This window comes from uncultured Mucilaginibacter sp. (assembly GCF_913773635.1).
Classification (GTDB): Bacteria; Bacteroidota; Bacteroidia; order Sphingobacteriales; family Sphingobacteriaceae; genus Mucilaginibacter.
In genome coordinates, this window is sequence record NZ_CAJYGQ010000009.1 from 138,815 (window position 1) to 151,847 (window position 13,033).

A 13,033-nucleotide genomic window follows, 5' to 3' on the forward strand; every position below is an offset into this window, starting at 1 on the left:
TACTAAATAATAGCAGGCATAATGTTACTTGCGTACTTCTCCCAGGTATAGGCTGCCGCATGTTGTTGTGCACGTATGCCCATGTTTTGTATCTTGTCCCTATTTTCAAGAAACCATGTAATCTTTTCGGCAATTGCTTCGGGCGATCTGATTGGCACCAGGAAACCTGTTTCGCCCTCTATAACCAAATCATCACCACCGGTGTTAGGTGTTATAATAAGCGGAAGTCCCTGGCTCATGGCTTCCTGCATAACCAATGCCCTGCCTTCAACAATTGAAGGTAAGCAGAATACATCACAAGTGCGCATTAATTCAAGCACTTGTGCATGAGGACGCCCTTTTTCATAAGTAAAACCCGGAAACTGATTTTTATAGAAACCAGCATCGGTTAATAACGAACCCATAACCACCAATTCAACATTAGTAGTGTTAAGCATTTTTACAGCCTCAAACAAATCTCCTAACCCTTTACGCTGACCCATTGAACCTGCAAACAATACTCTCAGCGGCTTATTAGGGTCACGTTGCTTTGTAGCAGCATTATAGCTTGGAGTTACCGGCGAACCAAAAGGAGAAACTATAACCTCTTTATTTTGAGCCCAATCAGGCAGTGAATCTTTTACAAAATTGCCTGGCACTATAACCGCATCTGCCAGTTGTAATTCGGCAACCTTACGCTCAAGCTTTGCTGGCGAATCCTGTATGCCGCCACCCAGCGTTACAGCCCATTGTGGCAGGCGCTCAGCTTCTTCGCTCATTAATCTGCGCCCGGTTTCCCAATAAGCAATAGGTAAATCATATGCGCGTTTTAAATTCATGGCTTTTGCTTTTTCAAACGTGGCCAGTGCGCCATCTTCATACGCATAAACACTGCTTAAACCTGCTTTTGAATACTTTGGAAGCTGGCCGGCAACATGCTTATCTAAACTTTGGTAAATGTTATCCATACTAAACACACCTTTTTCGTGTGCAGTAAGACTTTTAAACTTGAGTTTATTACTTATTACATGTCCTAACTCTATCCAGGGATACATGTGTGTATAAGGCTGCAAAATGGGATCAAATTCACGGCGTTTAATTTCGCTCAATGGCCCAATGCCGCCAAGTTTTTGCAGTGTTGAACCAGGGAAAGAGGCTACCGAAGTGTAAAACGCTTCCAATTTACCTGCTTTTGCCAAGGTTGTTGCAATAGCCCTTAAAAAGGTATTTCCGGTTGGATGCAATACAATAACGTTACCCATGCTGTTATTTATTTAGTGCCTGATTAATAGCATGAACATATTTATCCATAACATAAGCTTGTTTATGCAAATTGAGGTGCTCAACGCCGTTTAGTATAAGCGTTTGTCTGAGTTGTTGGTCGTTTTCTAAGTTAATGAGTTTATCAACAAGATCGTCAACATTTCCTTTTTCAAATAAGATGCCTCCTTTACCAACTGCTTCACTTAATCCGCCGCTATTTGATGCTACAGGTATACAGCCGCAGGCCATTCCTTCAAGAGCTACCAAGCCGAACGGCTCCTCCCAAACAGAAGGAATCAGCATATATTGATGCTCATTTAATGTATTTACCAAAGCCTCACCTTTTTTGGTGCCTTCAAAATAAACTTTACCATCTATTTGGAGATTTTTAGCCTCGCGCTGAAGACTTTCCAACTCAGGACCCTGACCTATGATAGTTAAAGTCGCGTTTGCGTTTCCTGATTTTTCAACAAAACCGTGGAACGCCTTCAAAGCTATGTTTGCTCCTTTATCAGAAACCAGCCTACCCAAAAACGCAAACTTCTTATCACGACGAATTTGGGGTTTGACTTTAAACAGGTCGTCATTATAAGGGTTTGCTATAATGGTGGCTTTAGGATGGCAAGCTAATGCAATGGCTTTACTACATGCTATTACACTTTCGGCTTTTTTTAACCAAAATTGCTTAAGCTTATCTTGAATGCCCTTTTGCCCATCAACCCTGGAAATCCAGGTGTGCAATGCTACTACCAACGGCTTACCGCTTAGCAAATTTGGCCATGATAAATTCAGGCTGGGGTTATTTTCAAATACAAGATCGGCCCAAAAATGAAGTTTTAACAACTGCATTTTTGAGGGATTGCGAATTACCGGATAATCACGATTTTGTGTTGCAGTGTTTGCAGCAGATGTGGTTACTACCTTTATCTCATATCCGCGGGCGTGTAAAGCATTGCAAACCACGTCAGACATGGTTTCAATGCCACCCACATCGGGATAGAACTTGTATGATAAGAATAATATTTTCAAAATAGGTAGATGATGAAGTAAAGTAACAAAAATTAAAAATTCTATTGATGTAATTAATGATTATTTCAAAGAATAGATAGTTTTATTATCGTTTTTACTTACAACCGCTAAAGATAATATAAATATTTAAATTCTTTATTTAATAATGACATTAAATGCTTGATCGCCCTTTGAACGTTAGGGCTTTCAAATTTACCTGTCTTTAAGTTTTTTAGCAGGTACCCCGCCCCAAATTTCATTTGATGGAATACTTTTGTTAACCACTGAGCCGGCAGCCACAATTGCTCCATCACCTATTGTTACACCTTTCAATACGACCACATTGCAGCCAATCCATACATTCTGGCCTACACTAATAGCTTCTTCCGGACCATTTTGTAAACGCATTAACTGACCTTGTTGCATACCATGATCGTGATCAACAAAACGGCAACCCGAGGCAATAAGAGAGTCGTTACCAATGGTTATGCCTTTAGTGATATTGAATTCACACCCGGTTCCTACAAAAACGTTATCGTAAATTTTAATTGATGGGCCGGACTTCCAAATTCCGTCGTATTTAAAATATATATTACGCTCAAGTAAGCAATTATTTCCAATAGCTAACTGATGAGGCCAGGTGACGTGTATTAATGGCAATGTAGTGTTTTTGCCAACTTTCATTCCCAGTAAACCGTAGCGTAACTTGCGTAGTCCACTGCCTAATTTATTTAGGTATCTTACCCTTAACACAAAAAAGCCGTGCTGTAAAAAGTAACTCATAATTATGATTTGCTATTGGCTAAAACAAATTCAACAACTTGATCTGATACGTTTTGCCAATTACGATCTTCAGTATAAGCTAATGCGTTTTTCCCAACTTCGCTGACTGTTTGTGGATTACTATAACAATGTTTGATTGCTGTTGCAAGCTCAACGTAATTTCCATTTGTAAACAGGAAGCCATTTACACCGTTTGTGATCATGTCTTTTTGCCCATCGCTGTTGGAAGTAATTACACATTTGCCTGCCGCCATAGCTTGTAAAAGGCTAAGCGGCTGACCTTCGGCGTAGCTGGGCAATACCAATACAGAGGCTTTAGCTAAATAACTAACCTCATCTTGCTGTTGAAAACGCGGAACAACTTTTACGTTTGGCTTAAGAGTTTCGGGCCAGTCATTTAAAACCGTTTGCTCGTCTTTACTAGTACCTATAAGTAAATAATTAATTTGCAAACCTTCTTTTTGCAGTAGTTCGGCGGCTTTAATTAAAATCTTAATGCCTTTACGTATTACCCAACTCGCATTAAACAGTACTGTAAAACCGCTATCTTCAGATACCTTAACATCAGAAATTGGAGTTACACCGTTTTTGAATACATAAATATCCTGCTCGCTACGATTATACTTTTGTTTAACGTATTCTTTATCGTCTGTATTAATCAGTAAAAGCTTGTCGGCATGGCGTAGTCCTTTATCGCACCCGCGTAAGCGCCATATAGGGAAAAGGATTCTTGTGCGCCACTTAATCGGTTCATCATCGGCTCCGGGTACTGTGCCATTCAAGGTTGCATCCCAATACCGACGCTCAACGCCATGGCTTTCAACAAAACAAGGTATACCTTTTTTTGAAAAAGCACCTGCGGCAGGTTCATGAACTATAAAACTAACAGGCTTGATTTTAAGGCCTTTAAAATACTGATAGGCTTTGCGCGGAAATAAGGCCGTATGTTTCAGCGGACCTACCTGAGCAGGCCCTATATGAATAAACTCGTAACCAGCTCTTTCAAATGCATCTTTCCAAAAATATTCAACCCGGCCCATTCCTGTTTCGGGCGAGATGTCTATTTGAGAAACATGAACTATGATTTTATTTTCCATAATTTAAGACCTGTAGCTGATTATTTTGGCCGGAATACCTACCACTATAGCATATTCGGGTACATCTTTGGTAACTACTGCGTTTGCTCCTACAACTACACCATCGGCAATTGCAACACCTGGTAAAACAACACAACCTGCACCCAGCCAGCAGTCAGCACCAATGGTTATACCAATTTTTTCGGTATCAATGTCCTGTTCATGAATAAGGCGATTTTTATCTTTATAGGCGTGATTGGTTGAAATAAGCTTTACACCTTGGCCAAGCATAGTGTTATTGCCAATACTAATTTTAGCGCGGCTTGCCCTTAAAGTAGAATAATCGCCTATAGATACGCGCTTGCCAAATATGATCTCACCACCATCTTCGGCAATTAATGACACATAGTTATGCAAATCAACATGCTGATTAAAATTTATGGTACTTCTATCATCAGCTGTTTTAAGCGTTGTAAACTTACCAATGTAGGTGTAAGGATCAATTAGGTTACGATAGTTTACACCACGTAATCTGAATTTTAATAGAGCTTGTTTTACGGCAGATTTTAAAGACATGTTTAAACTGAGGCTTGTGAGATGAGCATTACACTTTTTTCCATTTACGACTGTTGTTAACCGTTAAAATAATTTCAACAAAGTAATTATAGAGTGCTTTTGCAGAACCTAAACCTTTAGGAGCGTTCTTGATAGTAGTTAACCGGGCTCTTGATATGGTTACCAGTAAATCTTTTAAGGTTTTTGGCTCACCAAACTTAGCATGATAGTACATCCAACTTTCGTGGTAACGGGCAAATTTTTTCGGGGATGCAATTGGGCGAGGAGGATGGTAAACCCTTGCCGAGCTTACAAAAGGCACTTTATTGCCCGCTAACCTAACCCGCTTATTTAAATCGTTATCTTCTAAATTTGGAAATTTGTAATTTTCATCAAAGCCCCCAATTTCATCAAAAAGTTGCTTAGCAATTGCAAAATTGCATGACCATAGGTGGCCGCCTGTTAAATTTATTGGAGCAGTAAACAGAGGATCAATCACATCATCCGAATATATCGCCCCTTCCATTACTTTAATTTCGGGGTTGGTTTGAATATGAGCTGCATAATTATCAATGATATTGTTATCCGGCTCACAGTCATCATCCAAAAAAATTAGCCATGCGTTCTGTGCCTGATTTGCGCCATTGTTACGGTTTGCTGCAGGTCCGCGTTTAGGGCCGGCCACCCATCTCACATGAAGATAATGTTCTTCAATAAAGCTTTTAGCAATGTTACCGGTGCTATCATCGGTTACAATAATCTCATAATTGTGGTTACCCGTTTGTACACCAGGCAAGAGCTTCTCCAGGCAAATACCAAGCAGTTTGTTACGGTTACAGGTGGGAATGACTATTGAGAAATTCATGTCCGGTTGTTTAATGCAAAATCAATATCAGGCTACCTTCTTTTTCAAAAAAGGCTTTTCAATAAAACGATAGCTTAAAGCTGAAACTATCATGGTTACAACAATTACCAAGGCAAGCTCGGTCAGCATCATGTACTTAGCCAAGGCACCAGTCATCATTTTTGTTAGTAACGTATCAATATAAACCCTTATTGGCAAATGCCAAAGGTAAATACTGTACGACAGCATCGATATATAAACTGCAACCTGGGCTGATAATGTTTTGTTGAATATAGTTGTTTTTGCGAGCATTACTAAGGTAATAAGTGATGTCCACAGTATATTGTTTACAGGCACAATAAGCTTTTGTAAGCCGGGAAAATAATGGTGATATCTTACGTGCATAATTGCGTAGATTGCTACCAGCAGTATAAGTATTACAGGCACGGTAAGGTTTTGCCTGAGCAATACCCCTTTATATTTTTCAAATATAACAGCTGCAATTATTCCCCAGCCAAGGCAATCAATATTAGATGATAATGACGAGTACAGTCTTTCAAGCATGTCTTTGTCATTAAAATAGGTAAGCTGCACGTAGCGATATGTATAGGAGTACAATATGATAACAACAGGCACTACAAATACGCTTACATTGCGCTGCTTTAAATAAAATAAAACCTCCATTATTACAGGCAGCAGCAGGTAAAAGCGCACCTCCACCAACAACGACCACGTAACAACGTTTATGTGCAAGTCATCACTTATAAATAAAACATATTTGATCATGTTCCAGAGTGAGAATGTTAAGTTTTGATAGTTGAGTATGGCAAGTACTGCCGATGAGACTAAATAAAGTGGAACTATTCTTAAAAGCCGCTTCCTGAAAAAACTTATCGTGTATTGCTTCTTATCGGTAGTTTGAGGGTAATAAAGCAAATACTGCCTTGAAAGCAACAAGCTGCTTAAAATAAAAAACACCTGAACGCCTAAATAACCTGTTCCAATAATTTCATTGAAACCGGGTATGGCATTGACATAAAAACCTACGTGGAACAGAACAACCAATGTCACCGCCAGTGCTCTGAAACCGTCTAATTCTTTAAGCATTATTTTGAGTAGTTATGCTTTACAGCACTTAGTTTTTAAGGATGTTAAGGATAGCCTTTATTTTAATCCTCATCCGGTCTTTAAACTTAAGTCTTCGTACACCCTCCAACTTGAATGCACCGTTTTCTTCTGCTGTTAAAAACTTAAAAAAGTATTGATGTATATAGTTGCGGCTAGTTAATGGCACGCCTGCCCAATGTATAAAATAAGGTTTATCGTGTTTCTCGAAACGTTCAAAAGAAGCTTCGTCTGTATAATCACCAGCCCATGTAGATGCCATTGATACAGGAGGCATGGTCACATTACTTATTTCTACATCGGCACAGTTAACCAAAATATTTATACCAGGCTGATCTTTGTATAAGTAATTTTTATGAAATAACGTCTCGGTAAAATTAGTTTCACAAAAGCGCATTAATTCGTCTGCCTGGTAAAGCACCTTATCGCAGGCAAATTGCCCGCTGTTAAAAATTAATCTTGTCCAGGTAGTTGTTTTAGCTTTTATATACCGCAATGTTTCGTCCGTAAATGTATGTTCGGGCGCCATCCAGTGCGTGCATGAGGTAATGAAGCCATTAAGCGGCTTAAGTGTATCTTCAGGGTTTTTGAAGAAAATAACGTCGCTATCTACAAACTGGTAATTAGGTAAAGTTAGGCATTGAATTTTGCGGAAAGCAGGCCATAATTTATTTTTATCAATCCAGCTTGTAATTTCTGGCATCTCCCACCAAGTTGCGTTCTCAGGCAATTCAAACTTATTGTCATCATAAGGAATTACGTAAAGCGGCAACGTACAACCAGTAGCCCTTAAAGACCGCTCCATAGCTAAAAAACGAATTTTGGAATGCTCGTTAGCAAGCGTTACAATTCTTTCTAATATCATTGCTGTACGTTTATGCGTTTAATTCGAGTTTTTTGATAAAGCGTGCAGGGTTACCCACCCATATTTCATTAGGCGGAACACTTTTGGTAACCACGCTACCAGATCCTATAATTGAATTTTTGCCTATTGTTACGCCGGGAAGAACGCATACATTCATTCCAATCCAAACATTGTCGTCAATAACTACAGGTTTAGAATATTTAATATTGTCCTGATCATCGCGATGACGATCATCAGAGTTAATGACATGATTAATTGAAGAAATTCCACAATTACTTGATATTAAGCAATTTTTACCTACAGTAACCCCAAAAGCGGCGTAGATGGTTGTGTAAGGTGCTATGAGAGAATTGTCGCCAATTGCAAAGTTTTGCGGGTAAATTACCTGGCAGGTAGCATCAACCGAAACGTTAGTTCCACAACGCTTAAAGTCTCCTTTCATCCGCTCACTTTTTAACCCTAAAAACCAGCGTTCTAGCCTGAATACTATTTTTTTAATCATTAGATTTTTAAGCGTTTGTCTATCTTTCTTAAATTGATGTTTACTTTATTGCGGCAGGCATTGACAAAGTTTGCCGATAACAACATATTCACCTTCGACGGGAATTTCTTGAAAGTTCCTAAACTATTGATGTAATACGGCGGCTTAAGCTGTGTATTTATATAAAAATAGTAAGTGGCTTTAAAATATATAAAGTGAACCAGTAAGTATTCCTCCCCTCTGTACAAAATTTGATTTTGGTTTACTGTCACCGGCTCTTCCCCTTTCGGCTCAAGCAATGTATCTTCAAAATGACATCGTAAACCCAATTCACGCTCATCAAATACAAGCTCGGTAAAGCTTTGTACATTGGTGTTTAAATCCTTAATGTTTGCGCCGTCTTTTAATTGCTTAAAAAAGCTACCTCCGCATTCGTCAAAACCCGTATACTCAACTTCCTGAAAGCTTTTTTGCCAATCGCGGCTTTTCATGAAAAGTTTATTGCACCGTTCTGTGTTTCTGAGCAAAAAGAATGAGCCCGAAACATATTCCTTTATGCCACTGTAAAAATCTATTCTGTTAAGTAACTCAGTGCTAACAAACTTATTAAAGTTGCCTAAAATCAGATCGGTATCTACAGATCCCCAAAAGTCATAGCCTGTTAGATACTCTTCAAAAATATAACCGTATGCTGGTTTAAGATCGCAAAACTTATAAGGTTTGTTGAAAGCTACCTTTATACCTAATTTACTATTAAAGAGTTCTTGTATTTTGGCATAAGGCTTAAGTATAATTTTAACGTTTGTCGGCAAGGCCATTGCAGGCTGCTGTTCGGCGAACATAATGAGATCGACCGGAAGGTTTTTGACAGAATCAAAAAACAGGCTGAAGTAAGCCGGAAACTTCCCGTAATAAGGAATAATGAAAGCAACTTTGGGTTGTACTGAACTGTTATTACTCATTACCTACCTTTAATTTTAAATAACAGCTTTTTAAGCAACTGATGTGGTTTGGAAAGCTGATAATATCGTAACTCATTATTGCGCTCAATTTGCGGAATTAAATAAGGGTAGTGCTTTCTTATAGCATCAATGCCCTCATGTCCCGAATCGGTAGTGCTCGACACACCGGTTTTATCGAAATAGCTTATAATGAGAGGAATCTTTTCAAACTGAGCATGATGCTCAATTAAAGACTGAACCAGAAAAAACCAGTCTGACGCTACCTTGTATTCCTCCTTATACCCACCTAATTTATTAAGCAAAGTGGTTTTAATAAAAGTTGCCTGGTGGGGTAAATTGGTATAGGTAAGTTTAAACAAGTCCATATCGGGCTCGTGCACAGGCATTGTAACCGAGCCATCACCAAAAATGAAATATACATCACCGTAAATTATTTCCTTACCGCTTAAGTAAGCTGATGCCTTTTGCAAAATATCAGGAGCTACTAAGTAATCGCCTGAATTCATGAATATGCAGTAATCACCTTTGGCAACTGCTATACCCTTGTTCATAGCGTTCCAAATACCCTTATCCCTTTCGCTTACCCAATAAGTAAGCCCTGATTCATATTTTTTAATAACATCAACACTTTCATCGGTCGATCCGCCATCAATAACAATGTACTCATAATCGTTAAAAGTTTGGCTGGTTACCGATTGCATAGTTTTTTGCAAGCCGGCAGCGTTATTAAAATTTATGGTGATTACAGAAAGCTTCATTAACTACTTGTGCTTTAACAGTGATTTATAAAGTGATATGTACTCGTTTATTTTGTCGTTAATATTAAAGCGCTTAAGCGTATCAGCAATGATGGCTTCGCGGTCGAAATTTGTGCTCAACGCTTTTTTTAGTGCGGTAGCTAACGCGTCAGCCGTAAAGTCGGTAGCTAAACAACCGTTAAGGCCTTCAATTATAATGTCCTTACTTCCTCCATTGGGAAAACTTACTACCGGAGTGCCACAAGCAGCCGATTCAATGGTTACCTGCCCAAAAGCTTCTTCAACTGATGGCATCACAAAGTAATCAGCCGCAGAATACAGGATACTCAATAGACGATCATCATTGATATGACCAACCTGGTAAACATTAGCTGCCTCGGGTACCACCCCGCTTCCGAACACACAGATGCACAGGTTCGAATTGTCTATTTGTTTCAATGCTTCCAGCAGTAACCCGTAGCCTTTACGTTCATCATGTGGAATGTCTGAACCAAAAAGAAGTATAGTTTTATCTAATGGAAGATTGAAAACCTTGCGAGCAAAAAAGGCATCATGTGGTCTGAAAATTTCGCTATCAATTCCATTATGAATTACCCTTTTATTAAACCTACCTATGATATTACTTTTATCTGCCTTTTCTTTAACCCAATTTGATATAGGTACCATAGTCAAGTCAGCACCCTCAAGAGCTTTCTTCCTTACGACTTCGTTGGCTTTAAGCTCCGGCTCAAGCGCTTCAAACGGAAATCCAAGTTCATAGTGATAACCGCCGCCGCAGGTATACAAATCGGGCATACGCCAAACCACTGGCTTGGTATTTTTGGCAAAAAAGGAAGGTTCATCAACAAGGCCACGTACCCAGTTCAGCTGAATAATATCGGCCTCCTGATACAACGGGCTTTGTGTAATATCATATTCCGAAGTAGGCTCGGAGTAGATCATGCCGGGCTTAAGCTTGCTTTGCAAAGCAACTACCTTAGCACGATTACGCAAATATTTTACTTTACCTGTAACTCTATCTGCTATCTTACCTAATTTACCTTTTTGCGGGCCGGTAAATTCATAAGTTTCGGGGTTGTTCTTTGTACGTTGTAAAAACAGCACTTTTGAATCGATGCCATGTTTAAGCAAACCTTTGTGTATGCGTAAACATGCTGTAGCAGCACCACCAAAATCTACGGTATTTACGTGTAATACTTTCACTTAAACTTAATTTATTGTTTGGAAAACAACCATTTAGCTTTTTAGCTGGCTTAACGCTGCTTTATAACACTTAAGCCTGTGCTTTAAACCAATTGACTTACAGGCTATCGATTTGATAAACATTTTCAAAGGGGCTAAGTCAAAATACTGAATGCTATTATCAAAAATAAGACTGTCTATCGCTTCTTGCCTTTTTTTTGTCAATTGACCAACTTCTCTTAAATACGCCCTTATATTTTCTCTCAGTTGAATATAATTATCAACAATTTTCAACCTCTTAGTTTTGTCTACTGATCTGGAGATTGAATTGGCGGTTGCATAAATGTTAACCGTTCTATCGGCAAATGATGTTAAACGAGCTCCGTTCTTCAGCATTTTAAATATCAGGTTATACTCCTGCGACGATGTTTTATCAGTGTCCCATCCTCCAGCGGCTATAACAGCCTGCTTTCTCCATAGTACGGCACTGGTGCGACCCAGTTGTGAGCTGATTAATCTTAACCAAATATCTTCATCGTAATGGGCTGCGTTTGCATTTTTCACAACTCCATCTTCAATATAGTTGTAAGCAGTTGTTATAATATCGTTTTCATGCACAACATCAATATTCACCAGTAGCTCAAACCGGTTAGGTTTCAGCTCGTCATCGGCATCTAAAAACTGTAGCCACTCCCCTTTCGCAAGCTTTAACCCGAAATTACGGGCTGCTGCCGATCCTGGCGCCAATTCATTTACTCCGATTATCTTATCAGGGTATTGCTGTACATATTTTTCAATAACTTTCTGCGTATCATCTTTACTATTGTTATTCACCAGTATTAATTCCCAATTACCATATGTTTGCGCAATAACGCTATCTACAGCTCTGTGCAAGAACTCAGCAGAATTATAACATGGTATAATAACAGATATCATTTAAAACTATGCAGACTTATAAGTTATCTTATTTGACACTGGGTTTCGTTCCCTTTATTATTTTTTTGATGCCCTGTTTAAATTCCACGCGATTATCGATTACCATACAGGAATTTGCTATACTCATGAAGTCTTCTCTATGACTATCGGCAATCACCTTTTTAAGCTTTTGAACCAGGAATGCAGATGAGTAGTGCTCATCAAAGACAGTTCGGAGGTCATTAATGTAACCTTCTTTGAATTTGTTGTTTTTGAATTCAGGATAGGCATCTACAAATGTTTCGAAGCTATCAAGCTTTACCCTGTCAGAAAAATTGTATTTTATAAAAGTGTCAATATTTTGAGGGGTAACTAACACCGGCACTTCTGAGTTTGAGGCAAAACCTAAAACCAGCTTTCCGTATGCTACTGCTTCCCAAAAACCACGGCCAATACCAATAACAACGTCATAATAAGGTATCAGCTCCTGGGTGTTGCTGGTATGTTCGGCATCAGTAAACAGCTTTATTCCTTCAACGCCTTCAATTTGCTTTTTTATTTCTTCAGCAGCCTGAGCATCTTCTTCAAATCCTATCAGGTGGGTAATCACATTTACCCCCATTTGCCTAAAGCGTTTATGCTGGTTAATGGCCGATATAAATGTTTGCAGGTATTTGAAATTGATGCGCGACACCCTAAGTATCTTCAAACTATCGGCATCAGCAGGATTAGCGGTGGTAAATTGTGAAACTCTTTGGTTGTTAGGTTGAGGTACCTCTACCCTGTTACTAACCAAATACGAGTTTTTCACCTGTTTGCCTTTACAAAACTCCATATTTTCATTGGAGTAAAAGATGATGTTATTAAAGAACTGTGTAAGCTTGTAGTTCCCCCCGCCCGCACGAACGTAAATAAATTTACATCCATAAATAAGGCAAAACCACCTTAACAATAATGTAAGCGACTTTTGCGAGAATGAAAATATAGCTTCAGGCCTGTACTCTTTAAAGTATTTCCTTAGTTCGTTATACTTTTCTGTAAATGATTGTGCCGGCTTTAGTAAAACGTCTGTTTCCGCATCAATAACCGTAGGATGGCTCAGTTCGTTATAATGTATAACCTGAGTGCCATACTCGCGCTGCAGTTCATTGCGGTACGTGAGCAAGCTATAATAAGCGCCGCCTTTACCGGTATTTATACCAACAACAGAGGAAAAATAAAAAGCAACATTGCTCAT

At 38.9% G+C, this 13,033-nt stretch carries 14 protein-coding genes; all 14 read right to left on the reverse strand.

Annotated elements, in window-relative coordinates; genetic code table 11:
- Nucleotides 1-2: 2 nt before the first annotated feature.
- Nucleotides 3-1,241, reverse strand: coding sequence for a glycosyltransferase family 4 protein (locus QZ407_RS11725; RefSeq protein WP_295771201.1), 1,239 nt, complete (start codon nucleotides 1,239-1,241; stop codon nucleotides 3-5).
- Nucleotides 1,242-1,245: 4 nt separating this feature from the next.
- Entirely contained in the window at nucleotides 1,246-2,271 is a 1,026-nt protein-coding gene (locus QZ407_RS11730; RefSeq protein WP_295771203.1) for a glycosyltransferase family 4 protein, read from the reverse strand.
- 192 nt (nucleotides 2,272-2,463) lie between these two features.
- Complete coding sequence (locus QZ407_RS11735; protein WP_295771205.1) at nucleotides 2,464-3,033, reverse strand: acyltransferase; 570 nt, start codon at nucleotides 3,031-3,033, stop codon at nucleotides 2,464-2,466.
- Between the two features lie 2 nt (nucleotides 3,034-3,035).
- A complete protein-coding gene (locus QZ407_RS11740) occupies nucleotides 3,036-4,130 on the reverse strand; it encodes a glycosyltransferase family 4 protein (RefSeq protein WP_295771207.1) in 1,095 nt (364 codons plus the stop codon).
- Nucleotides 4,131-4,133: 3 nt separating this feature from the next.
- On the reverse strand, nucleotides 4,134-4,685 hold the full coding sequence (locus QZ407_RS11745) for an acyltransferase (protein WP_295771209.1): 552 nt from the start codon (nucleotides 4,683-4,685) through the stop codon (nucleotides 4,134-4,136).
- A 28-nt stretch (nucleotides 4,686-4,713) separates the two neighbouring features.
- Nucleotides 4,714-5,529, reverse strand: a complete 816-nt coding sequence (locus QZ407_RS11750; protein ID WP_295771212.1) for a glycosyltransferase — start codon at nucleotides 5,527-5,529, stop codon at nucleotides 4,714-4,716.
- 27 nt (nucleotides 5,530-5,556) lie between these two features.
- Nucleotides 5,557-6,615 (reverse strand): acyltransferase, encoded by a 1,059-nt coding sequence (locus tag QZ407_RS11755; RefSeq protein ID WP_295771215.1) that lies wholly within the window; start codon nucleotides 6,613-6,615, stop codon nucleotides 5,557-5,559.
- Between the two features lie 28 nt (nucleotides 6,616-6,643).
- Entirely contained in the window at nucleotides 6,644-7,498 is an 855-nt protein-coding gene (locus tag QZ407_RS11760) for a hypothetical protein (RefSeq protein WP_295771217.1), read from the reverse strand.
- Between the two features lie 10 nt (nucleotides 7,499-7,508).
- A complete protein-coding gene (locus QZ407_RS11765) occupies nucleotides 7,509-8,000 on the reverse strand; it encodes an acyltransferase (protein ID WP_295771220.1) in 492 nt (163 codons plus the stop codon).
- Nucleotides 8,000-8,941 (reverse strand): DUF6625 family protein, encoded by a 942-nt coding sequence (locus tag QZ407_RS11770; protein WP_295771222.1) that lies wholly within the window; start codon nucleotides 8,939-8,941, stop codon nucleotides 8,000-8,002. The genes QZ407_RS11765 and QZ407_RS11770 overlap by 1 nt, the downstream gene beginning before the upstream one ends.
- On the reverse strand, nucleotides 8,941-9,699 hold the full coding sequence (locus QZ407_RS11775; RefSeq protein ID WP_295771224.1) for a glycosyltransferase family 2 protein: 759 nt from the start codon (nucleotides 9,697-9,699) through the stop codon (nucleotides 8,941-8,943). Before QZ407_RS11775 ends, QZ407_RS11770 begins: the two co-directional genes overlap by 1 nt.
- A gap of 3 nt (nucleotides 9,700-9,702) precedes the next feature.
- The gene (locus QZ407_RS11780; RefSeq protein ID WP_295771226.1) at nucleotides 9,703-10,902 is read right to left on the reverse strand and encodes a glycosyltransferase; all 1,200 of its coding nucleotides are present in this window, start codon (nucleotides 10,900-10,902) and stop codon (nucleotides 9,703-9,705) included.
- A 33-nt stretch (nucleotides 10,903-10,935) separates the two neighbouring features.
- Nucleotides 10,936-11,817, reverse strand: a complete 882-nt coding sequence (locus QZ407_RS11785) for a glycosyltransferase family 2 protein (protein ID WP_295771229.1) — start codon at nucleotides 11,815-11,817, stop codon at nucleotides 10,936-10,938.
- A gap of 28 nt (nucleotides 11,818-11,845) precedes the next feature.
- Nucleotides 11,846-13,033: a hypothetical protein gene (locus QZ407_RS11790; protein WP_295771231.1), complete on the reverse strand. Its 1,188-nt coding sequence runs from the start codon at nucleotides 13,031-13,033 to the stop codon at nucleotides 11,846-11,848.